The sequence below is a fragment of the Levilactobacillus fuyuanensis genome, assembly GCF_003946395.1.
Lineage (GTDB): Bacteria > Bacillota > Bacilli > Lactobacillales > Lactobacillaceae > Levilactobacillus > Levilactobacillus fuyuanensis.
This window is the reverse complement of record NZ_RHNZ01000014.1, coordinates 45,307-66,766: the sequence shown is the minus strand read 5'-3', so window position 1 is coordinate 66,766 and position 21,460 is coordinate 45,307. Positions and strand designations below refer to the sequence as shown.

Here is a 21,460-nt window from a genome sequence, read left to right as displayed (position 1 = left end):
GCGATGTTTTCCCGTTCCACAATGAATAGGACCTGTCGCCCCAGATAAAAAAGTGTATAAAAAAATCACTAACAAACCAGCGGCGCTGAGGCGTTTGCCCCCATTCAAGCTAGACTCGGAAAGATTTCCCCATCATCGTAGCGCTCTATACCACATGGTTCTAGTGATTAATTTAAAACATATCGGTATCACGTTTATGGACGTGATCACTCCATGAATCGCAGTCTAGCAAAGACTAGTCAACGAATTCCAAGATAGCCATAGCGGCACCATCACCGCGACGAGGCATCGTCTTTAAGATACGCGTGTAACCACCGTTACGGTCGGCGTACTTAGGTGCTAATTCGCTGAATACCTTTTGCAATGCGCTGGTAACGACAACATCATCGCCGTCTTCCTTAACATCTGCAACCACGTTACGAATGAACGCAGCAGCTTGGCGACGTGCGTGCAAGTCGCCTTGCTTACCTAAGGTAATCATTTGGTCAGCCGTCTTCCGAACTTCTTTAGCGCGTGCTTCAGTCGTTTCGATGCGGCCGTTTAAAATTAAACTGGTAGTCAAATCGCGTAATAATGCACGACGTTGAGAACTAGTCCGTTGTAATTTACGGTAACTCATAACCAGAAACCCTCCTTTGAGTGTCTAAAATTAGTCTTCCTTCCGAAGTGACAAACCTAAGTCAGCTAACTTAGCCTTAACTTCTTCAAGGGACTTGCGACCCAAGTTACGAACCTTCATCATGTCTGCTTCAGTCTTGTTAGTCAATTCTTGGACCGTGTTGATACCAGCACGCTTCAAGCAGTTGTAAGAACGAACGGATAAGTCGAGCTCTTCGATGGTCATCTCAAGCATCTTTTCCTTATGCGTTTCTTCTTTTTCAACCATGATTTCCGCATTCTTAGCTTCGTCGGTCAAGTCGACAAACATAGCCAGATGTTCGGTTAAGATCTTAGCAGCCAATGCAATGGCTTCGCTTGGATTAATTGAACCGTTTGTCCAAACATCCAGGGTCAATTTATCGTAGTCAGCCCGTTGGCCAACCCGTGCATTCTCTACTTGGTAGTTAACCCGTTCGATTGGGGTGTAAATGGAATCAACAGCTAAGACACCAATTGGCATTTCTGTGTTCTGAGCTTTGTGCTCGTCAGCAGAAACATAGCCACGGCCCTTATCCGCAGTCATCCGCATATGGAACGTTGCCCCATCGGCAACCGTAGCAATGTACAGATCTGGGTTTAAGACATCAACGTCAGCACCCGCAACAATATCACCGGCAGTGATTTGTGCTGGACCCTTAACGTTAATTTCCATGGTTTCCTCTTGATCATCGGAACCGTTGAGCTTCAACGCAATCTTCTTAACATTTAAGATGATCTGCGTGACGTCTTCAACCACACCTTCAACCGTCGAAAATTCATGCAAAACCCCGTCGATTTGAATGCTGGTAACAGCTGCACCAGGTAATGATGAAAGCAAGATCCGCCGTAATGAGTTGCCAAGCGTTGTCCCGTAACCACGTTCTAACGGTTCAACAACAAACTTACCGTAGTTGCTACTTTCGTCAATTTTATGAATGTTAGGCTTTTCAAATTCAATCATTCTTATCGTTTACCCCTTTCAAACCGCGTTGAGCTCCTATAAGTCAATCCCATCATGAAGGTTGCCCTCATTAATGAAACGCTCACGTTAAACCCGACGGCGCTTTGGAGGACGAGTCCCATTATGAGGCACTGGCGTAACATCGCGAATAGCGGTGACTTCGATACCAGCAGCTTGGATGGCCCGGATAGCAGCTTCACGTCCTGAACCAGGACCCTTAACAGCAACTTCAACGGACTTAATACCATGTTCTTGTGATGCTTTAGCAGCGGCTTCAGCAGCCATTTGAGCAGCAAATGGTGTTGATTTCCGACTACCCTTGAATCCTAAGGCACCAGCAGATGACCAGGCAATGGCGTTCCCTTGAACGTCAGTGATCATAACTAATGTGTTGTTAAACGTAGCATGAATGTGTGCAACACCGGCTTCAATATTCTTCTTGACCCGACGCTTGCGACTAGTTTTTCTAGTAGCCATAAAGTGTTAACCCTCCTTTACTTCTTCTTACCTGCAACGGAAACGGCTTTACCCTTCCGAGTGCGGGCGTTGTTCTTGGTGTGTTGGCCGCGAACAGGTAAACCGCGACGGTGACGCATACCACGGTAAGAACCGATTTCTTGCAAGTTCTTGATGTTCAGGCTAACTTCACGACGTAAGTCACCTTCGACCTTGTACTTGTCAACTTCGGCACGAACCTTGTCTTCTTGATCAGGTGTCAAATCGCGAACCCGAACGTCTTCTGCGACACCAGCATCCGCAACAATCTTGTGTGCGGTGTTGATACCAATACCAAAAATGTAAGTCAAACCATAAGCGATTTTCTTATCACGTGGTAAATCCACTCCAGCAATACGTGGCATTAAATGTGCACCTCCTATAAATTGAATTACTTACCCTGGCGTTGTTTGTGCTTAGGGTTGGCTGAGCAAATAACCATTACTCGACCCTTACGCTTGATAACCTTGCAGTGTTCGCACATTGGCTTAACTGATGGTCTTACTTTCATGAATATCCCTCCTACATCTGTCCAGGCGGTTACTTGAAACGATAAGTAATCCGGCCTTTAGACAAGTCATACGGTGACATTTCAACAGTTACTCGGTCACCGGGCAGAATACGGATGTAATGCATCCGAATCTTACCGGAGACATGAGCGAGAATCTCATGACCGTTTTCTAATTCGACCCGAAACATTGCGTTAGGCAATGTTTCGGTAACTTTACCTTCGACTTCGATGACATCGCTTTTCGCCACGAAAGTACCTCCCTTATAATTGCGTGTAAAATACACGTAAAAGCAGCAGGAGCAAGGATGTTGCTCCCGCCTAGCACCTGTGAATTGCGACAGCGCGCCATTTACAGGCTAAACCTGAATAAGTCTACCATAATTCCTGCAACTTAGCAAGAACTTAGTAAAACTACAGGTTCTTCAAGATCTTTTCAATGTCGACGTAGACATCATCGATAGCCCGGTCACCATCAACTGTAAAGAGCAAGTCCTTCTTGGTGTAGTAATCAACTAATGGCGTGTTAGCCTTAAGGTTAACAGCCAAGCGATTCTTCACCGTTTCAGGTTTGTCATCTTCACGTTGGTAGAAATCATGGCCACCACAAACATCACAAGTGCCTTCAACCTTAGGGTTGTTGTACAGTTTATGATAAGTGGCACCACAAGTCCGGCAGATGTACCGGCCAGAAAGGCGTTCTACCAAGACATCTGGTTCGACGTGAATATTGATCACGGCGTTGATGGCCCGATCAAGTTCAGGACCAAAGCTGTCTAAAGCTTCGGCTTGAACGATGGAACGGGGGAACCCATCCAACATGAACCCTGCCTTGGTATCGTCTTGAGCTAAGCGATCCCGAACGATGCCATTCGTGACTTCATCCGGTACCAATTCACCTTTGTCGATGAACTTCTTAGCTGCCAAGCCCATTTCGGTTTCGTTCTTCATCGCTTCACGGAAGATATCTCCCGTAGAAATATGCGGTAAGTGGAACTCATCGATAATCTTTTGAGCTTGAGTCCCTTTACCGGCACCCGGTAAGCCCATGAGGATTAAATTCATTGCTGTCATGTTCGTTCTCCTTATTTCAAAATTATTAGCCTGAAATACACAAGCAGGTGTGCCAATTAGATCAACACACCCGCTGGAAACTCATTAAGCTGGTTCTGGACCTTGAGGGCCATTTGACGACCCTTGAATAAAGCCGACGTATTCGCGCTTCATCATCAATCCGTCTACCTGACGCATGGTTTCGATAGCAACACCAACGACGATTAAGAGGCTGGTACCACCTAAACCAATAGACTCATCTAAGTCCCAAAGATTTTGGGCTAACAACGGAATTAAGGAAATGAATCCAAGGAAGAGTGACCCAACAGTGCTGAGTCGCATCAACAAACTGGAAACGTATGACTGCGTTTCGTGACCAGGCCAAACACCAGGAATGTAGCTCCCCTGCTTTTGCAGGTTCTCAGACAACTTTTCTGGGTTAACTTGAACGAACGCATAGAAGAACGTGAACACAATGATCAGAACGGTGTACAAAATGGCACCATCGAAGGTTTGCATGTTGAAAAGGTTCGTCATGGTTTGGTACCAAGCATCTTGCGAGTGCGTGTTTTGGAATGCCATCAAAATAGTTTGAGGCGTTGCAATAAACGAACTTGCGAAGATAACTGGGATAACCCCAGCCACGTTAACCTTTAATGGAAGATAACTGGAATCTGGTGAACCAGAAACCCGACGCGTGTATTGCATTGGAACCCGCCGTTCGGCCTGTTGAACCCACGTCGTAAACGTGATGATCAACAATACCAGAACAACTAAGCCTAACACGAAGAGCACGCTCTTCCACATGTCACCAGTCGCAATGTCAACGAAGTAATCTTTGTAGAGTTTGTAGACGGCAGTTGGAGTCCGAGCAATGATACCTGCAAAGATAATCATTGAAATCCCGTTTCCTAACCCCCGGTCGGTAATCATATCACCCATCCAAGTGGTCAACATCGTCCCACCAGTCAGGATTAACCCGATTGAGAGGTATGTTGCGACACTAGGATTTTGCACCAGTTTCATTGAGCTAAGCGCACTGAAACCAGCAGTGATCCCGATCGACTGAACGAAAGCCAAGGCAATCGCTAAGTAGCGAGTGGCTTGGTTTAACTTCCGCCGTCCAACGTCCCCTTGCTTACTCCATTCAACGAAGCGCGGAACGATGTCCATTTGTAGCAATTGAATAACGATTTGTGCAGTGATGTAAGGTGAAACCCCCATCGCGAAGATGGAATAGTTTGTTAACCCACCACCACTGAAGGTATCTAAAATACTAACTAACCCAGAAGACGCAACGCTTTGAAGTGCCTTTGCGTTAATGCCGGGGACAGTAATATAGGTACCCAACCGAAAGACAATCAAAACCAGAAGAGTAAAGAGAATCTTTTTACGAATATCTTTAATCTTAAAAGCGTTTTTTAAGCTTGTGAGCATTAAATCACCTCAGTCTTACCACCAGCAGCTTCGATAGCTTCGGCAGCTGACTTGGAGAACTTAGCGGCCTTGACCGTCAACTTCTTCGTTACTTCACCGTTGCCTAAGATCTTAATACCGGCTTTTTCGTTCTTCACGATGCCAGCTTCAACCAAGGCAGCTGGAGTAACTTCAGCACCATCATCAAAGACGTTCAAAGCGGATAAGTTTACGACAGCAAATTCCTTACGGTTAATGTTGGTAAACCCACGCTTTGGAATACGACGGTACAGTGGCATTTGGCCACCTTCAAAACCCAAACGGGTCTTGCTACGAGCCTTTTGACCCTTTTGGCCACGACCAGCAGTCTTACCGTTACCAGATGAATCACCACGACCAACCCGGTTACGAACCTTCCGTGAGCCTTCAGCAGGTTTTAATTCGTTCAACTTCATGCTATTGCGCACCTCCTTATAAAATGAAATGAGTACTACTTAACTTCTTCAACTTTAATTAAATGTGCGATTTGGAAAAGCGCACCACGCGTTGCTTCGTTGTCTGGTTGAAGAACAGTGCTGTTCACACGGTTCAAGCCAAGAGCAGCCACGATCTTCCGCTGTTTAGGGAGGCGGTGTGCAACACTATGAATTAAAGTAACTTTTAATTGAGCCATTTTAATACCCCTCCTTATTCAGCTAAGTGTTGAAGAGAGACACCACGGAGAGCGGCAACTTCTTCAGCACGCTTTAACTCAGCAAGGCCAGCAAAAGTGGCACGAACTGCGTTAACTGGCGTGTTAGAGCCAAGACGCTTTGAAGTAACATCAGCAACACCGGCTAATTCCATGACGGAACGAACGGCACCACCGGCAGTAACTCCAGAACCTTCAGCAGCGGGCTTGAGTAAGATCTTACCCCCACCATAAAGACCGAGTGCTTCGTGAGGAATGGTAGTTCCCACGATTGGAACTTCGATCAAGTTCTTACGAGCGGCTTCAACAGCCTTACGGATAGCTTCTGGGACTTCTTGTGCTTTACCAGTACCAAAGCCAACGTGACCGTTCTTATCGCCGACAATTACAAGTGCTGAGAACCGAAGACGACGGCCACCTTTAACAACTTTGGTGATCCGGTTGATAGCAACAACGTTGTCTTCAAGTTCTAACTTGTCGGGATCAATAAATTTTGCCATGTGTGGTTATTCCTCCTTACTGTTAAAATTCCAGCCCGTTTTCACGAGCAGCTTCTGCCAATGCTTGAACACGGCCATGGTACAAGTACCCACCACGATCAAACACGACGTTGCCAATCTTCTTTTCGACAGCGCGCTTAGCAACTAAAACACCAACAGCCTTAGCTTGGTCAGTCTTGTTGTCGCCAGACACTTCGCTATCTAACGTTGAGGCACTAACAAGCGTGACACCCGCTACGTCATCAATGACTTGAGCGTAGATGTTTTTGTTAGAGCGGAAAACGTTTAAGCGTGGGCGTTCTGCAGTTCCAGAAATTTTGTTCCGGACACGCGTATGACGCTTTTGACGTGTCTTGTTCTTATCTGGTTTTGTAATCAAAATAGTCACCTCTTTGTAGAATTATCAGCAATTAAGCTGCGTTACTGTTACTTACCGGTCTTACCTTCACGAATCCGAACGTATTCGTTTTCGTAACGGATACCCTTACCCTTGTAAGGTTCTGGTGAACGAACGGCACGGATTTCGGCGGCAAAGTCACCGACTTCTTGCTTACTGATACCAGAAATGTTGATGGTAGTGTTGTCAGGAACCTTAACTTCCAAGGTTTCTGGAATTGCCATTTCAACAGGGTTGGAGTAACCAACGCTCAATACCAAAGTCTTACCCTTAGCTTGAACACGGTAACCAACACCGACCAGCTTCAAAGTCTTAGCGAAACCATTAACAACACCTTGAACCATGTTGTTTAAGTTAGCACGCTGAGTACCGTGAAGTGCACGGGTCTTGTTGTTGTTGTCTGGACGGTCAAAATCAACCGCACCGTCACTAATTTTCATGGTGATGATGTCAGAGAAAGTCCGGGTTAAAGAACCTTTAGGACCTTTGACAGTCACTTGATCACCATCGCGTTTTACGTCAACGCCGGCTGGGACGTCGACAGTTTTATAACCAATACGACTCACTGTAAGGCACCTCCTATCTTCTTAAAAGTTTTACCAAATGTAGGCGAGAACTTCGCCACCGATTTTCTTGGCACGCGCTTCTTTATCAGTAACGACCCCTTCTGAGGTTGAGATGATAGCGATACCTAAACCGTTTAATACCTTTGGTACATCGTCGGCCTTAACGTATGAACGTAAGCCGGGCTTGGAAATACGCTTCAAACCACTGATAACACGTTGGTTATCCTTACCGTACTTGAGGAATACGCGGATGATACCTTGTTTGTCATCATCGATGTATTCAACATTACGGATGAAACCTTCGCGCTTCAGGATTTCAGCGATGTCGCGTTTAATTTTAGATGCAGGTACTTCGAGTGATTCGTGACGCACCATGTTGGCGTTACGGATCCGCGTCAAGAAGTCTGCAATAGGATCAGTCATGGACATTAACGTTTACCCTCCCTTTGTTTAAAATTCGTTTTACCAGCTAGCCTTCTTCATACCAGGAATTTGACCCTTGTGGGCAAGTTCGCGTAGGCAGATACGGCAAAGGTGGAACTTTTGATAAACAGAGTGTGGACGTCCACAACGTTCGCAACGAGTATATTCTTGTGTAGAGAACTTCGCAGGACGCTTGTTCTTAGCAATTTGTGATTTCTTAGCCAATTGTGTGAACCTCCTTAATTAGTGTGAGAACGGCATACCGAATTGAGTCAGCAATTCGCGTGACTCTTCATCAGTGTTAGCCGTTGTAACGATAACAATGTCCAAACCACGAACACGGTTAACGTTATCAAAGTTGATTTCTGGGAAGATCAATTGTTCCTTGATCCCCAAAGTGTAGTTACCACGGCCATCAAAGGCACGGGAGCTAACACCATGGAAGTCACGAACACGTGGCAATGACACGTTGATCAACTTATCCAGGAATTCGTACATCCGGTCGCCACGAAGGGTAACCTTAGCACCGATTGACATACCTTCACGAAGACGGAAGGTTGCGATTGATTTCTTGGCCTTAGTAACCAATGGCTTTTGACCAGAAATCAAACCAAGTTCTTCAACGGCTTCGTCGAGGTTCTTAGCGTTGGTAACAGCGTCACCAACACCCATGTTCAATACGATCTTTTCGATCTTCGGCGTTTGCATAACAGAGCTGTAGCTGAATTTTTCCACCAATGATGGGGTAATTTCATTTACAAACTTTTCTTTTAAACGAGCTGACATGAAATTATGTTCCTCCTTTCAGTGATTATTTGTCGATGGTTTCGCCGGACTTCTTAGAGAACCGGACTTTGTGACCATCTTCAACACGAACGCCAAGCCGGGTTGGTTCGTTGTTCGAAGGATCAATAAGCATAACGTTGGATGCGTGAATTGGTGCTTCAATATCAATAATTCCGCCTTGGGGATTAGTTTGAGAAGCTTTTTGGTGCTTCTTAATCATATTGACGCCTTTAACGATCACGCGGTTCTTGGCATTAAAGATCTTGGAAACAGTACCTTCCTTGCCTTTATCCTTGCCAGCGATCACGCGGACCTTGTCACCAGTTTTAATAAGCATTCCTGTGGGCACCTCCTTGTTTAACATGATTCTTGATTACAGTACTTCGGGTGCTAATGAGATAATCTTCATGAAGTCGTTGTCACGTAATTCACGTGCAACTGGTCCAAAGATCCGAGTCCCTTGTGGGCTCTTGTCGTCTTTAATCAGCACAGCAGCATTTTCATCAAAACCGATGTAAGAACCGTCATTACGACGTACACGAGACTTCGTACGAACAACAACAGCCTTGACTACATCACCTTTTTTGACAACGCCACCTGGTGTTGCTTGTTTGACAGTAGCAACGATGACATCACCGATTCCGGCATAGCGACGTTTTGAGCCACCCAGAACCTTGATAGTCAGGATTTCCCGGGCGCCGGAATTGTCGGCGACCTTTAAGCGACTTTCTTGTTGGATCACAGCTAGTGTCCTCCCTTCAGATCTAGTTCAGAATACGATAAAAACGACACCTAAATGATTACTGCTTTTTCAACAATGTCGACTAAGCGGAACCGCTTGGTAGCAGATAATGGACGAGTTTCCATGATTTCAACAATGTCGCCGGTTTGGGCTTCGTTGTTTTCGTCATGTGCCTTGTACTTCTTGGAGTACTTGACACGCTTGCCATATCTTGCATCCGTCTTCGTCGTTTCTACAACGACAGTGATCGTCTTGTCCATTTTGTCGGACACGACACGACCACGGTAAACCTTGCGGTTATTACGTGCATCACTCATGTATTAGTGACCTCCTTCTTATCGTATTCTACTTGTTCAGTTCTTGTTGGCGAAGAGCGGTCTTAATCCGCGCAATGTTCTTGCGAACCTGCTTCAACCGTGCGGTGTTTTCCAATTGACCAGTAGCTAATTGGAAACGCAAGTTGAATAATTCGTCCTTGTAGCTCTTTTCTTTATCGAGCATTTCAGCAGTGGTTAATTCGTTGATTTCTTTAGTCTTCATTAGATTCGCCACCTACTTCCTCTCGAGATAAAACCTTAGTACGAACGGGAAGCTTCATGGCTGCAAGACGTAATGCTTCGCGAGCAGTTTCTTCAGAAACGCCACCCACTTCAAACATAACCTTGCCACGCTTAACTGGGGCTACCCAGCCATCAGGCGTACCTTTACCATTACCCATCCGGACCCCAACACCTTTAGCAGTGTAGGATTTGTGAGGGAAAATCTTAATCCAAACTCTCCCACCACGCTTCATGTAACGCGTAATTGCAACACGGGCAGCTTCGATTTGACGGTTGGTAATCCACTTGGAATCCAACGCTTGCAAACCGTAGTCACCGAAAGCAACGCTCTTGCCACCCTTGGCTTCGCCACGTAGCTTACCACGGTGGACACGACGGAACTTTACTCGCTTAGGTACCAGCATGTTATTTCCCTCCTTGTCCGTTAGATTGTTTCTTTTCAGGCAAAACTTCACCACGGTAGATCCAGGTCTTAACACCCAAAGAACCGTAAGTAGTGTGAGCTTCTACCCAAGCGTAATCAATATCAGCACGTAACGTGTGCAGAGGAACCGTACCTTCAGCATAGCTTTCGACACGGGACATGTCAGCACCGTTTAAACGACCTGATACTTGCGTCTTGATACCCTTGGCACCAGAACGCATGGTCCGTTGCATCGTTCCACGCATAGCGCGACGGAATGCAACACGGCCTTCCAATTGACGGGCGATGTTTTCGCCGACCAATTTGGCATCCAGATCTGGCTTCTTGATTTCCACGATGTTGATGTGGACACGTTTGCCAGTTAAGTCGTTCAATTCCTTACGGAGATTTTCGACTTCTGAACCACCCTTACCAATAACCATACCTGGCTTGGCAGTGTGAATTGAGATATTGACGCGGTTTGCAGCCCGTTCAATCTCAACAGTTGAAACAGATGCGTCAACAAGACGCTTTTCAATAAACTTACGGATTTGAAGGTCTTCCTTCAGGTAAGCAGCGAAATCCTTTTCAGCATACCACTTTGCTTCCCAATCGCGAATGATACCGACCCGTAATCCAGTTGGATTTACTTTTTGACCCACGCGTTATCCCTCCTTTTTTTCAGATACAACAACCGTAATGTGACTCGTACGCTTGTTGATTGGTGAAGCAGAGCCTTTGGCACGAGGACGGAACCGCTTAAGGGTTGCGCCTTCGTTCACGTAGGCTTCGCTAACAACTAAATCTTGACGATCTAAGTCAAAATTATTTTCTGCATTAGCAATTGCTGAGTTCAAAACCTTTGCCACAACCGGTGATGCTCCACGCGGTGTGAACTTTAAAATAGCGATCGCTTCAGCGACGCTCTTGCCGCGGATAAGATCGATGACAAGGCGGACTTTGCGAGCAGCAATCCGAACCGTCTTAGCAGTCGCTTGCGCTGATGTAACTTGTTCAGCCATTAGTTAATCCTCCTTATCAACGAGTTGTTTTGTCGTCGCTACCATGACCACGGAATGTCCGGGTTGGAACGAATTCGCCAAGCTTGTGGCCAACCATATCTTCTTGAATGTAAACTGGGACATGCTTCCGTCCATCGTATACAGCAATGGTTAAACCAATAAAGCTAGGGAAAATAGTAGACCGGCGGGACCAGGTCTTAATGACGGCCTTCTTGTCTTGATCCTTCTGCGCATCAACTTTCTTTAATAAGTGCGCATCGGCGAAAGGTCCTTTTTTCAAACTACGACCCATTATGAAACCTCCTCTACTTGTGGCGCATCGCTAAACGCGATGATCACCAGGTCTCTCGACATCCGAATAATCGGATGATTACATCTTAGAACCTTTACGACGACGAACGATGAACTTGTTGCTCTTGTTCTTCTTAGAACGCGTCTTCTTACCAACAGTCTTCTTACCCCATGGAGAAAGAGGAGATGGTAAACCAACAGGTGCTTTACCTTCACCACCACCATGTGGGTGATCGTTAGGGTTCATAACTGAACCACGAACGTGAGGACGTTGACCAGCCCAACGAGTACGGCCGGCTTTACCAACGTTAACCAGTTCATGTTCTTCGTTACCTACGGCACCGATAGTAGCACGATTAACCTTCAGAACCATCCGAACTTCACCGGATGATAACCGAACTAACACGTACTTGTCATCGTTAGCTTTACCTAACAATTGTGCTGAAGTCCCAGCAGAACGGACCAATTGGCCACCCTTACCTGGCTTCAATTCGATGTTGTGAATAACAGTACCGAATGGAATGTTAGCTAATGGCAAAGCGTTACCAGTCTTGATATCAGCTTCTGGACCAGATTGAACCTTGTCGCCAACCTTTAAGCCCTTAGGAGCAATGATGTATGACTTGATACCGTCAGCATATACTAATAAGGCAATGTTAGCAGTCCGGTTAGGATCGTATTCGATAGCCTTAACAGTTGCAGGAACATCATCCTTAATACGCTTGAAGTCGATGATCCGGTATTGACGCTTGTTACCACCGCCACGATGACGGACAGTCATCTTACCAGCGTTGTTACGGCCGGCAGTATGGCTTTGTGAATCAAGCAATGACTTTTCAGGAGTCGTCTTAGTGATGACGTCTTTGTAAACCAAGCTCGTCATGTTACGACGACCATTGCTTGTTGGTTTGTATTTCTTAATCGCCACGTTATTTCCCTCCTATATCTGAGATTTTATTCTTCGTTGAATAACTTGATTTCTTTTGAGTCGGCAGATAAGCTGACAATTGCCTTACGACGCTTCTTAGTGTAGCCTTCGTAACGACCTTGACGCTTCTTCTTACCTTTCAAGTTCATGATGTTGACTTTAACAACCTTAACGTCAAAGATGTCTTCAATAGCATGCTTGACTTGAGTCTTAGTTGCTCGTACATCAACGTCGAACGTGTAACGCTTGTCATCCATAGTTGCCATTGAGGCTTCAGTAACAACTGGACGTAAAATAATGTCACGTGCTTCCATTATGCGAGCACCTCCTCTACTTGAGAAAGAGCTGGTTGCGTGATCACTAACTTATCAGCATCAGCAATGTCGAGGACATTCAAGCTCTTGGCAGGAATAACCTTAACGTTGGCTAAGTTGCGGGCTGCTAAAGCAGCAGTAACGTTGTCGTCTTCAAGAACAACTAACGTCTTAGTCGTGACATTCAAACCAGCAAGCACAGAAGCAAATTCTTTCGTCTTAGGAGCATCAAATGCTAACCCGTCAACTACGACGAAGCTATCATCGAGAACCTTTTGTGAAAGAACAGACTTCAATGCTAAACGGCCGACCTTCTTAGGAAGGTGGTAACTGTAAGAACGAGGGGTAGGGCCAAAGACCACACCACCGCCAACCCATTGTGGTGAACGGATTGAACCTTGACGTGCCCGACCAGTACCCTTTTGACGCCATGGCTTCTTCCCACCACCACGAACGGCACTCCGGTTTTTAACGGCGTGAGTTCCTTGGCGAAGAGATGCCCGTTGCATCAAAATTGTGTCGAATACGACGCTTTCGTTAGGTTCAACACCGAAGATATCGGCATTCAAGGTAACGTCGCCGTTTTGGCTACCATCTTGTTTGTATAATGCTACGCTTGTCATTTAATTATCCTCCCTTCCTAATTAGTTTTCAGAATGCTTTGGGCGTGGTGGGCGAACAGCACTCTTAACAGTAACGAGTGACTTGTTGGCACCAGGCACATTGCCCTTAATCAACAGAACGTTGTTATCAACGTCAGCCTTAACGATCACAAGGTTTTGGATAGTAACTTGCTTGTTACCCATCCGACCTGGAAGCTTCATGCCAGGGAAAACCCGGTTGATGATAGCACCCAGAGAACCTGGACGACGGTGGTAACGAGAACCATGGGCCATAGGGCCACGGCTTTGACCATCTTTATGAATGTTACCTTGGTATCCATGACCTTTAGTGACACCAGTGACATCAACGATGTCTCCTGCTTGGAAGGTATCAACTTTAACTTCGTCTGCTACCTTGTAATCTCCCAGCTCAACATCTCTGAATTCACGAATGAAGCGCTTAGGAGTCGTGTTTGCTTTTGCTACATGACCTTGTTCGGGCTTGTTGCTGAGTACTTCACGCTTGTCTTGGTAACCAAGTTGAATGGCATCGTAACCGTCGTTTTCCATCGTCTTAACTTGCAACACTACGTTTGGGGTTGCTTCGACAACAGTAACGGGGATTAATTCGCCAGCATCAGTGAAGACTTGCGTCATCCCGACCTTTTTCCCTAAGATTCCTTTTGTGGTCATGAGTACACCTCCGATTATATTGTATTTATTTTGAAAAATTATAACTTGATTTCGATGTCAACACCGCTAGGCAAGTCGAGCTTCATTAATGAGTCAACTGTCTTTGGCGTTGGGTTAACGATATCAATCAAACGCTTGTGCGTCCGCATTTCGAATTGTTCACGTGAGTCCTTAAACTTATGTGGTGAACGTAATACGGTGTAGATCGTCCGTTCAGTTGGTAATGGAATTGGACCAGAGATAGTGGCACCAGTTCTCTTAGCTGTTTCAACGATCTTGTCCGCTGATTGGTCGAGGATACGATGTTCGTAAGCCTTCAACCGAATCCGAATTTTTTGTTTTGCCATTGTGTTCCCTCCTTCGTCTATTTTAAAAATAAGACTAACTCCGTGGAAATTCCCGCCACACCCTCATGGCAAAGCGGCCGGGTGTGTCGCAATCTCCCACATCATCGCTTAAACTTTGAGCTCTCCCCCGGGGGTAGTAAAATACCCTCGGATTTACAGCACTTGACTATCATACTAAATAAAACGCCGTCTGACAAGGGTTTTAACAGAATTAGTCAATCTTTTTTGTGAAATCGCTGACCAATTTGACACAGATCAATTCAGCATAAATATATTTATCCCAAATCAGACTTAATTTTAACAGTATCTGGCTAGGCTGACCTGTTCAATCCGTGAGCCGACTCAATAACCGCTCACTGCACTGGTCACAGTCTCTCACGACCACTACAGTCACATAATTAAGCCGACTTCTTCCTATTAAATAGCAATCTTGCCAGTAACCAACCAATCAAGCACGTCAGTACATCAGCAGCCGGCTGTGCCCAGATGATCCCGTGGTACCCCAGAAAGTGGGCACCCAGCACAATCATCAGATAGAACACAACCCCTTGCCGCGCAATCGACATGATAAAGGCCCCACTAGCCTTTCCAGTACTTTGAAAGACCGTTGTGTAGACGAGAACGGCCCCCACAAACGGCGTCGTTACCAGGAAGACGCGTAGCATATACGTCCCAGCACTGATGACCGCTGGATTATGTAGGAATAGTCCAATAATCTGTGGCGCAAATATCATAAGGATTACCGCAAAAACCAGTGCATAGACGACCTCCACCATCAAGTCAAAGCGGAGAATCTTCTTGAAGCGCTTCTGGTTCTTCGCACCAAACGTATAGCCAATCAGCGGCTGTGCCCCAAAGGCAAAGCCCACCATCACTAGCATGATGATCATATAGACCTTTAGGACAATTCCCATCGCCGCCACCCTGGTTGCACCGTAGTCAACCAGGTAACGATTCAAGACTGCCGTCCCAAACGCCTGCATGAGATTCGTAATTGACCCCGGAATCCCAATGAACAGGACCTGACGGATCAACTGACTGTCAATCCTACTGAGCTTGACATCGATTGAAATCACCTGGCAATAACGCTTTGTCAGGTACACCAGGAGTCCAGCCGAGACTGTATAACCAATCACCGTGGCTAGAGCCGCACCAGCAGCGCCTAACCCCATCGGAAAGATCAGTAACGGATCTAAGATGATTGTGATCACGGTTCCCACCATGGTACCGACCATCGACTGCGTGGCAAACCCCTCGGTCCGAATCAGATTACCCGGAACAATCGAGACAATGATTGGCATTGCCCCAATCGCCATGATGCGGTAGAACTGTTCAGCGTAGGGATAGGTTGCCGCTGTCGCTCCCAGCAGGTGTAAGATCGGCCGACTAAATCCCAGAAGGACGACTGTCGTCACCAGTCCGAGAACAACTGCCCCATACAGGCAGAAGCTACTGACGCGACTCCCAGTGGCATAAGCTTTCTCCCCTAGCAATCGTGAAATCAGTGAGCTACCACCAAGACCAAAGATATCCCCAATCGCAATCAGGAAAGAAAACAACGGCGTACACAGCGCGACCCCCGCCACTAAATTCGTGTTCTGCGTCTGGGAAACGAAGAAGGTATCAGCCAGATTGTAAATCATGCTGGCCACCATGCTTAACACAACGGGCAATGCGAGCTTAAAGTAAGCTCGCGGAATCGACGCCCGCTCAAACAACTCTTCCATAACTCACTCTCCTACTTAGCTTCAAACGCACAGAGATTATTATAACGCAAAGCACCACATTCTGTCAGGTCGGCCTTTTGAGCAGGCTCTAAGTCCTGCTGGTCTCCCATGCCAGTGCCCCATCAAGGAAGGTAATTGCGTAAAAAAAAGCGTCTCACCATAACGGCGAGACGCTTCATTTTAGAGAACAACCAGACTCTAGTCTTCGACTGGAGTACCGCCATTCTTCTTGATAATATCAGCTTGAACACTCTTTGGCGTTGGTTCGTAGTGATCAAACGTCATGGTAAAGGTACCACGACCTTGTGATGCAGAACGTAACGTCGTAGCGTACCCGAACATTTCGGATAACGGAACGTAAGAGTGAATCATTTGTGCGTTCCCACGAGCTTCCATACCATCAACCTTACCACGACGTGCGGTAACTTGACCCATGATATCACCCATGTAGTCTTCTGGTACCAAGATATCAACCTTCATGATTGGTTCAAGGATAACAGGACCAGCACTTTGGACGGCCTTACGTAAAGCCAATGATGCAGCAACCTTGAAGGCTGCTTCACTAGAATCGACTTCATGGTAACTACCATCGTATAACTTGGCCTTAACATCAACCAATGGGTAACCGGCTAACACACCGTTTGCCATGGCTTCTTGCAGACCTTGGTCAACTGAAGGGATAAATTCACGAGGAACAACCCCACCAACGATAGCGTCTTCGAATTCGTAACCCTTACCACGTTCGTTAGGGGTGAATTCGATCCAAACGTCACCATATTGACCTTTACCACCAGATTGACGAACGAACTTACCTTGGACCTTAGTTGACTTCGTGAAGGCTTCACGGTAGGCAACTTGAGGGGCACCAATGTTAGCTTCAACCTTGAATTCACGCTTCATCCGGTCGATGATGATATCCAAGTGAAGTTCACCCATCCCAGCAATCAGAGTTTCACCAGTTTCAGGGTTAGTTTCAGCCTTGAAAGTTGGGTCTTCTTCAGAAAGTTTTTGTAAGGCGTTGTTCATCTTATCTTGGTCAGCCTTCGTCTTTGGTTCAACGGCAACCTGGATCACAGGATCTGGGAAGTTCATTGATTCCAAATGTAATGGGTGATCAGGGTCAGTCAAAGAGTCACCAGTAGTGGTGTTCTTCAAACCAATGGCCCCGGCAATATCACCGGAGAAGACTTCTGGAATTTCTTGACGGTGATTTGAATGCATTTGCAGCAAACGACCAACACGTTCACGCTTGTCCTTCGTAGCGTTAAGTACGTAAGAACCAGATTCCAGAGTACCGGAGTAAACCCGGATGTAAGTCAAACGACCAACGAATGGGTCGGTAGCAACCTTGAATGCCAAGGCAGCGAATGGATCGTCATCGTTAGCACGTAAAGTAACGGCTTCGTCAGTGTCAGGAACAGTGGCGTTGTAAGGCTTAACATCCAATGGAGATGGTAAGTAGTCCACAACGGCATCCATCAACATCTGAACACCCTTATCTTTGAAGGCAGAACCAGCAAAGACAGGGAACATGTCCAAACGTAAAGTGGCACGACGGATAGCAGCCTTTAATTCCTCTTTGGTGATTTCTTCACCTTCGAGGTACTTTTCCATGATTTCATCATCAACGTCAGCGACGCTTTCGATGATGCCTTCATGACGCTTCTTTGCTTCTTCAAGCATGTCGGCAGGAATGTCAACAGTGTCCCATGAGGAACCCAATTCATCCTTGTCGTAAACGTAGGCTTTCATTTCGATTAAGTCAACAACACCACTGAAGTCATCTTCAGCACCGATAGCCATTTGCAAAGCAACGGCGTTGGCTTGAAGACGGTCGTGGATAGAGTTTACTGAGAAGTCGAAGTCGGCACCCAGCTTATCCATCTTGTTAACGAAAACGATACGGGGAACATCGAAGTCTGAGGCTTGACGCCAAACAGTTTCAGTTTGAGGTTCAACCCCGGCTTGACCATCTAAGACGGTAACGGCACCATCAAGCACACGCAGGGAACGTTCAACTTCAACAGTGAAGTCCACGTGTCCTGGGGTGTCAATGATGTTGATCCGGTGTTCTTTCCATTCCGCAGTCGTAGCGGCGGAAGTAATCGTAATACCCCGTTCTTGTTCTTGTTCCATCCAGTCCATTTGTGAAGCCCCATCATGGGTTTCACCAATCTTGTGGATTTTACCAGTATAATACAGGATACGCTCAGTAGTCGTCGTCTTACCGGCATCAATATGAGCCATGATACCAATGTTACGAGTCTTCTCAAGCGGAAATTCACGAGTATTAGCCATGATTAATGTGTAACTCCTCTCAATTTGATCATAGGTTGATTGTGCCAAAAGGTGGCTACTATCATCACACTGATTAAGTAGCCACCTCTCGATTAAGGGAAGATCCCTTAAGCTAGAGACGAAGGTGCTATGCAACACTCCGCTCTAACATTTTATCACACTGCTGGCAATGCAGCGCAATAGCTGCTTTTTACCAACGGTAGTGTGCGAAGGCACGGTTGGCATCAGCCATACGGTGCGTATCTTCACGCTTCTTAACAGCTGCACCCGTGTTGTTAGCAGCGTCCATGATTTCACGCGCTAAGCGTTCAACCATGGTGTGTTCGCCACGTAAACGGGAGTATTGAACCATCCAACGCAGACCTAAAGTGGTCCGACGATCTGGACGAACTTCGATTGGAACTTGGTAGTTTGACCCACCAACACGCCGAGCCTTAACTTCCAAGACTGGCATAACGTTCTTCATTGCTTCTTCAAAGACTTCAACTGGATCGTTACCAGTTTCGTTCTTAATGATGTCGAAGGCACCATAAATAATTTTTGTGGAAGTCCCACGTTTCCCATCCATCATCGTGTGGTTAATCAAACGAGTAACCAACTTTGAGTTGTAAATTGGATCAGGAAGGACTTCACGCTTTTGTACGTTTCCTTTTCTAGGCATTGTTAATATCCTCCTCGAATGTTGTTTCAGACTGCTTGACGGCAACCGTGCAAGTCAGTCTAATAAGTCATCTTAGTCCTTAGGCTTCTTAGTACCGTACTTGGACCGACTTTGACGACGGTCAGTAACACCGGCAGTATCGAGCGCACCACGGATAATGTGGTAACGAACCCCAGGTAAATCCTTTACCCGGCCACCACGGATCAAAACAACACTATGTTCTTGAAGGTTATGACCGATACCAGGAATGTAAGCAGTCACTTCAATTAAGTTTGATAACCGTACACGTGCATATTTCCGTAAAGCTGAGTTAGGCTTCTTTGGTGTCATGGTACCGACACGAGTAGCAACCCCACGCTTTTGTGGAGCTGGATTCTTAACTTGAGCTTTTTTGAAACTGTTATACCCGAAGTTTAAAGCTGGGGCATCTGATTTAGAACTTTTAGATTTACGACCTTTACGCACCAATTGGTTAATAGTAGGCATCTAAATAGTCCTCCTTTCCTATTCTTGAGTTTAGTCCACACATCCAGGTGGTTCATTTTCCCTTAAAGAAAAAAGCCACTCGGACGCGGGTTCAATTGAAGTGTCTCTCCCGCCGTCAGTCAGCATGTCCGGTAATGATTACCCGAGACCTGTCTGCGAAAAGCACCTTTAATAGAATACCACGCCAGAAAACACATGTCAATGAAGGTTTCTGGCTTTCCCCACAAATATTTCGCCTTCTTTTACGTAGTTATAGAGTATAGGGGTGAAAATAATGCTGATAATTATTCTATTTATATATGGTAGCTGTACAGGATCTCTACTGGTTGCCATGGCTAGTCGCTATGTCACCGGCGACTCCTACCTGTTCCCTGCTTCACACTGTGATACCTGTCAGACACCCCTCACCTATTGGCAACTGGTGCCAGTTCTAAGCTACACCTTACTTCGGGGGAAATGTCAGACCTGTGGTGGAACGATTCCAGCGGTTACCCTCATCGTGGAAGTTACTGCCGGGTTATTAGCGACCACCGTAACTGATTGGACCAGCTTTCTAATTGTTCTATGGCTTGCCCTCTGGGGATTCGCCGCCCTATGCGATTGGCAAACGCAAACCTTTCCCGGCTGGGTGAGTTGGCTGGCGACTGGTTTCTCACTTTGGCACCACTCCCCTCTTGTCTGGCTGCTTGGCTGCGCCTGCTTGTTAGCCATTCATCTACTCTGGCCACGCTGGCGCCACCCAGTCATTGGTGACGGCGACCTGGAAATGATGGTCAGCTATGGTTTACTGCGGGGCGTGACCGCAACTGCCCATTGGCTGGTGGTGGCGTGCTTGCTAGGGCTTTGGCGAGCACGTGTTGGTGGAAGGATTGCTTTTCTGCCTGATTTGGTGGTCAGCGCGGTTGGGTGGTGGCTGGTGGCGTGAAGGAGGAAAGTTACTTAGCTGCTGAAACAACAAAAGTATCAAGTATATCTACTCACAACAGTTTCACTATCAACCGCCAGTTAGTAAACGCAAAGGGTTACCATGATAAGTTTCGACACATTTCTCTGCCTAGGCCTGTTCAAGAAGCGCTCTATCAGTCATCTATGAAAATTCTGGAACATCGAAACGCCACACAATTGGAAGACCTTTATGCTATAGATGCTCGGACCGGTATCGTCATTACTCAAAATTGCGACCAGGTTACACCATTTCACACTGGATTTAACAGTATACAATACCAAAACATTCTCGATCACGGAAGCAAAATTATTTTACTCCATAACCATCCAAGCAGCACGCGTCCTTCTATTACTGACATAAATACTCTCGCCAATGAGCCAACAATCGCATGCAGTATTGTCATCGGGCACGATGCCTCTGTCCAAGTCATTTCAATTCCCGTTCGAGGGCCTAAGGTAGATACTATATTCAACTTTTGGTATACTGCCGGTAAAGCCGCTGGTTGGCCGAACCAAGAAGCCAAGTTACGTGCCACCGATTACGTTTATGCAAAAGGAGCCGTGTGCTATGAAAAATACTGAAGATGATCAGAAACTCGTCCTAGTTATTGATGAACCCGAAGCACGTGCCTTAACAACGGTTGAAAAGGAACAAATGGCCCGAAGAGATCAGGACCCGGCCTTTCAACAATGGTTGGCTGCTAAGGAACGTGAAGCAGATTCTCTTTTTAACTTACCCATTACAAAGGAATAATATTGTCTTAGAATTTTTGGCTTCAATAAGAAACTAGTAGTTATCCTTCATTGGATGGCTACTGGTTTCTTGTTCAGTACATTTGACTTGCTCTCGCCATATTATCCCAATACTGGCGACCTCCGAAACGTGTTCCCTCGGGCAGTCCCCTCCGCTTAACCCCAATAAGTGCCGGCTCGGCTCCGCCGAACTGGCACTTATTGACGTTAATGCTCAAGGACTAACCGCCCTCACTTACACTCTAGTCGAAAC

General features: G+C 46.3%; 36 protein-coding genes. 3 read left to right on the top strand and 33 right to left on the bottom strand.

Annotated elements, in window-relative coordinates; genetic code table 11:
* Positions 1-235: 235 nt before the first annotated feature.
* The 33 genes from rplQ to rpsL all read right to left on the bottom strand — a co-directional run bounded on the left by rplQ (position 236) and on the right by rpsL (position 19,509).
* Positions 236-619 carry a 50S ribosomal protein L17 gene (rplQ, locus tag EKM73_RS08675; protein WP_020090123.1) on the bottom strand — a complete coding sequence of 128 codons (384 nt, stop codon included), beginning with the start codon at positions 617-619 and terminating at the stop codon, positions 236-238.
* A gap of 30 nt (positions 620-649) precedes the next feature.
* Positions 650-1,600 carry a DNA-directed RNA polymerase subunit alpha gene (locus EKM73_RS08670; RefSeq protein ID WP_020090124.1) on the bottom strand — a complete coding sequence of 317 codons (951 nt, stop codon included), beginning with the start codon at positions 1,598-1,600 and terminating at the stop codon, positions 650-652.
* Between the two features lie 87 nt (positions 1,601-1,687).
* Positions 1,688-2,077 (bottom strand): 30S ribosomal protein S11, encoded by a 390-nt coding sequence (rpsK, locus tag EKM73_RS08665; protein WP_020090125.1) that lies wholly within the window; start codon positions 2,075-2,077, stop codon positions 1,688-1,690.
* A 17-nt stretch (positions 2,078-2,094) separates the two neighbouring features.
* Positions 2,095-2,460: a 30S ribosomal protein S13 gene (rpsM, locus tag EKM73_RS08660; protein ID WP_020090126.1), complete on the bottom strand. Its 366-nt coding sequence runs from the start codon at positions 2,458-2,460 to the stop codon at positions 2,095-2,097.
* Positions 2,461-2,486: 26 nt separating this feature from the next.
* Positions 2,487-2,606, bottom strand: coding sequence for a 50S ribosomal protein L36 (gene rpmJ / locus EKM73_RS08655; RefSeq protein ID WP_011668476.1), 120 nt, complete (start codon positions 2,604-2,606; stop codon positions 2,487-2,489).
* Positions 2,607-2,635: 29 nt separating this feature from the next.
* Positions 2,636-2,854 carry a translation initiation factor IF-1 gene (infA, locus tag EKM73_RS08650; RefSeq protein WP_011668477.1) on the bottom strand — a complete coding sequence of 73 codons (219 nt, stop codon included), beginning with the start codon at positions 2,852-2,854 and terminating at the stop codon, positions 2,636-2,638.
* 163 nt (positions 2,855-3,017) lie between these two features.
* Entirely contained in the window at positions 3,018-3,668 is a 651-nt protein-coding gene (locus tag EKM73_RS08645; protein ID WP_318531133.1) for an adenylate kinase, read from the bottom strand.
* A 93-nt stretch (positions 3,669-3,761) separates the two neighbouring features.
* Entirely contained in the window at positions 3,762-5,093 is a 1,332-nt protein-coding gene (secY, locus tag EKM73_RS08640; RefSeq protein WP_020090128.1) for a preprotein translocase subunit SecY, read from the bottom strand.
* Complete coding sequence (rplO, locus tag EKM73_RS08635) at positions 5,093-5,527, bottom strand: 50S ribosomal protein L15 (protein ID WP_020090129.1); 435 nt, start codon at positions 5,525-5,527, stop codon at positions 5,093-5,095. The genes secY and rplO overlap by 1 nt, the downstream gene beginning before the upstream one ends.
* Positions 5,528-5,562: 35 nt before the next feature.
* Positions 5,563-5,745, bottom strand: a complete 183-nt coding sequence (rpmD, locus tag EKM73_RS08630) for a 50S ribosomal protein L30 (protein ID WP_125701531.1) — start codon at positions 5,743-5,745, stop codon at positions 5,563-5,565.
* 14 nt (positions 5,746-5,759) lie between these two features.
* Complete coding sequence (gene rpsE / locus EKM73_RS08625) at positions 5,760-6,263, bottom strand: 30S ribosomal protein S5 (RefSeq protein ID WP_020090131.1); 504 nt, start codon at positions 6,261-6,263, stop codon at positions 5,760-5,762.
* A 22-nt stretch (positions 6,264-6,285) separates the two neighbouring features.
* Positions 6,286-6,651, bottom strand: a complete 366-nt coding sequence (gene rplR, locus EKM73_RS08620; RefSeq protein WP_027826031.1) for a 50S ribosomal protein L18 — start codon at positions 6,649-6,651, stop codon at positions 6,286-6,288.
* Between the two features lie 38 nt (positions 6,652-6,689).
* Positions 6,690-7,226 (bottom strand): 50S ribosomal protein L6, encoded by a 537-nt coding sequence (gene rplF, locus EKM73_RS08615; RefSeq protein WP_020090133.1) that lies wholly within the window; start codon positions 7,224-7,226, stop codon positions 6,690-6,692.
* 30 nt (positions 7,227-7,256) lie between these two features.
* The gene (rpsH, locus tag EKM73_RS08610; protein WP_020090134.1) at positions 7,257-7,655 is read right to left on the bottom strand and encodes a 30S ribosomal protein S8; all 399 of its coding nucleotides are present in this window, start codon (positions 7,653-7,655) and stop codon (positions 7,257-7,259) included.
* Between the two features lie 33 nt (positions 7,656-7,688).
* Complete coding sequence (locus EKM73_RS08605) at positions 7,689-7,874, bottom strand: type Z 30S ribosomal protein S14 (RefSeq protein ID WP_081624603.1); 186 nt, start codon at positions 7,872-7,874, stop codon at positions 7,689-7,691.
* Between the two features lie 18 nt (positions 7,875-7,892).
* Entirely contained in the window at positions 7,893-8,435 is a 543-nt protein-coding gene (gene rplE, locus EKM73_RS08600; RefSeq protein WP_020090135.1) for a 50S ribosomal protein L5, read from the bottom strand.
* Positions 8,436-8,460: 25 nt separating this feature from the next.
* Positions 8,461-8,772, bottom strand: coding sequence for a 50S ribosomal protein L24 (rplX, locus tag EKM73_RS08595; RefSeq protein WP_125701530.1), 312 nt, complete (start codon positions 8,770-8,772; stop codon positions 8,461-8,463).
* A gap of 36 nt (positions 8,773-8,808) precedes the next feature.
* Positions 8,809-9,177: a 50S ribosomal protein L14 gene (gene rplN / locus EKM73_RS08590; RefSeq protein ID WP_020090137.1), complete on the bottom strand. Its 369-nt coding sequence runs from the start codon at positions 9,175-9,177 to the stop codon at positions 8,809-8,811.
* 50 nt (positions 9,178-9,227) lie between these two features.
* Positions 9,228-9,494 (bottom strand): 30S ribosomal protein S17, encoded by a 267-nt coding sequence (rpsQ, locus tag EKM73_RS08585; protein ID WP_020090138.1) that lies wholly within the window; start codon positions 9,492-9,494, stop codon positions 9,228-9,230.
* Positions 9,495-9,522: 28 nt separating this feature from the next.
* Positions 9,523-9,717: a 50S ribosomal protein L29 gene (gene rpmC, locus EKM73_RS08580; RefSeq protein WP_020090139.1), complete on the bottom strand. Its 195-nt coding sequence runs from the start codon at positions 9,715-9,717 to the stop codon at positions 9,523-9,525.
* Positions 9,707-10,141: a 50S ribosomal protein L16 gene (gene rplP, locus EKM73_RS08575; protein WP_125701529.1), complete on the bottom strand. Its 435-nt coding sequence runs from the start codon at positions 10,139-10,141 to the stop codon at positions 9,707-9,709. The genes rpmC and rplP overlap by 11 nt, the downstream gene beginning before the upstream one ends.
* Position 10,142: 1 nt before the next feature.
* A complete protein-coding gene (gene rpsC / locus EKM73_RS08570) occupies positions 10,143-10,802 on the bottom strand; it encodes a 30S ribosomal protein S3 (protein WP_125701528.1) in 660 nt (219 codons plus the stop codon).
* Between the two features lie 3 nt (positions 10,803-10,805).
* A complete protein-coding gene (rplV, locus tag EKM73_RS08565) occupies positions 10,806-11,162 on the bottom strand; it encodes a 50S ribosomal protein L22 (protein ID WP_020090142.1) in 357 nt (118 codons plus the stop codon).
* A 16-nt stretch (positions 11,163-11,178) separates the two neighbouring features.
* Positions 11,179-11,454: a 30S ribosomal protein S19 gene (gene rpsS, locus EKM73_RS08560; RefSeq protein WP_020090143.1), complete on the bottom strand. Its 276-nt coding sequence runs from the start codon at positions 11,452-11,454 to the stop codon at positions 11,179-11,181.
* A gap of 78 nt (positions 11,455-11,532) precedes the next feature.
* On the bottom strand, positions 11,533-12,381 hold the full coding sequence (rplB, locus tag EKM73_RS08555) for a 50S ribosomal protein L2 (RefSeq protein ID WP_020090144.1): 849 nt from the start codon (positions 12,379-12,381) through the stop codon (positions 11,533-11,535).
* Between the two features lie 26 nt (positions 12,382-12,407).
* On the bottom strand, positions 12,408-12,695 hold the full coding sequence (gene rplW / locus EKM73_RS08550) for a 50S ribosomal protein L23 (protein ID WP_020090145.1): 288 nt from the start codon (positions 12,693-12,695) through the stop codon (positions 12,408-12,410).
* On the bottom strand, positions 12,695-13,318 hold the full coding sequence (gene rplD, locus EKM73_RS08545; RefSeq protein ID WP_020090146.1) for a 50S ribosomal protein L4: 624 nt from the start codon (positions 13,316-13,318) through the stop codon (positions 12,695-12,697). The genes rplW and rplD overlap by 1 nt, the downstream gene beginning before the upstream one ends.
* Before the next feature lie 21 nt (positions 13,319-13,339).
* Positions 13,340-13,990 (bottom strand): 50S ribosomal protein L3, encoded by a 651-nt coding sequence (rplC, locus tag EKM73_RS08540; protein ID WP_020090147.1) that lies wholly within the window; start codon positions 13,988-13,990, stop codon positions 13,340-13,342.
* A 38-nt stretch (positions 13,991-14,028) separates the two neighbouring features.
* On the bottom strand, positions 14,029-14,337 hold the full coding sequence (gene rpsJ / locus EKM73_RS08535; protein WP_003638059.1) for a 30S ribosomal protein S10: 309 nt from the start codon (positions 14,335-14,337) through the stop codon (positions 14,029-14,031).
* A gap of 398 nt (positions 14,338-14,735) precedes the next feature.
* Positions 14,736-16,064 carry an MATE family efflux transporter gene (locus EKM73_RS08530; RefSeq protein ID WP_125701527.1) on the bottom strand — a complete coding sequence of 443 codons (1,329 nt, stop codon included), beginning with the start codon at positions 16,062-16,064 and terminating at the stop codon, positions 14,736-14,738.
* Positions 16,065-16,262: 198 nt separating this feature from the next.
* Positions 16,263-18,362 (bottom strand): elongation factor G, encoded by a 2,100-nt coding sequence (gene fusA / locus EKM73_RS08525; RefSeq protein WP_125701526.1) that lies wholly within the window; start codon positions 18,360-18,362, stop codon positions 16,263-16,265.
* 190 nt (positions 18,363-18,552) lie between these two features.
* The gene (gene rpsG, locus EKM73_RS08520) at positions 18,553-19,023 is read right to left on the bottom strand and encodes a 30S ribosomal protein S7 (RefSeq protein ID WP_020090150.1); all 471 of its coding nucleotides are present in this window, start codon (positions 19,021-19,023) and stop codon (positions 18,553-18,555) included.
* 72 nt (positions 19,024-19,095) lie between these two features.
* Entirely contained in the window at positions 19,096-19,509 is a 414-nt protein-coding gene (rpsL, locus tag EKM73_RS08515; protein ID WP_020090151.1) for a 30S ribosomal protein S12, read from the bottom strand.
* 274 nt (positions 19,510-19,783) lie between these two features.
* On the opposite strand from rpsL, the gene EKM73_RS08510 reads away from it, so the two are divergent.
* From EKM73_RS08510 to EKM73_RS08500, 3 genes are read left to right on the top strand one after another with little or no spacing between them, the layout of a single operon-like run.
* Complete coding sequence (locus EKM73_RS08510; RefSeq protein ID WP_125701525.1) at positions 19,784-20,434, top strand: prepilin peptidase; 651 nt, start codon at positions 19,784-19,786, stop codon at positions 20,432-20,434.
* Positions 20,431-21,036 (top strand): MPN domain-containing protein, encoded by a 606-nt coding sequence (locus EKM73_RS08505; RefSeq protein ID WP_125701524.1) that lies wholly within the window; start codon positions 20,431-20,433, stop codon positions 21,034-21,036. The genes EKM73_RS08510 and EKM73_RS08505 overlap by 4 nt, the downstream gene beginning before the upstream one ends.
* On the top strand, positions 21,023-21,208 hold the full coding sequence (locus EKM73_RS08500; RefSeq protein ID WP_125701523.1) for a hypothetical protein: 186 nt from the start codon (positions 21,023-21,025) through the stop codon (positions 21,206-21,208). Before EKM73_RS08505 ends, EKM73_RS08500 begins: the two co-directional genes overlap by 14 nt.
* Positions 21,209-21,460 lie beyond the last annotated feature (252 nt).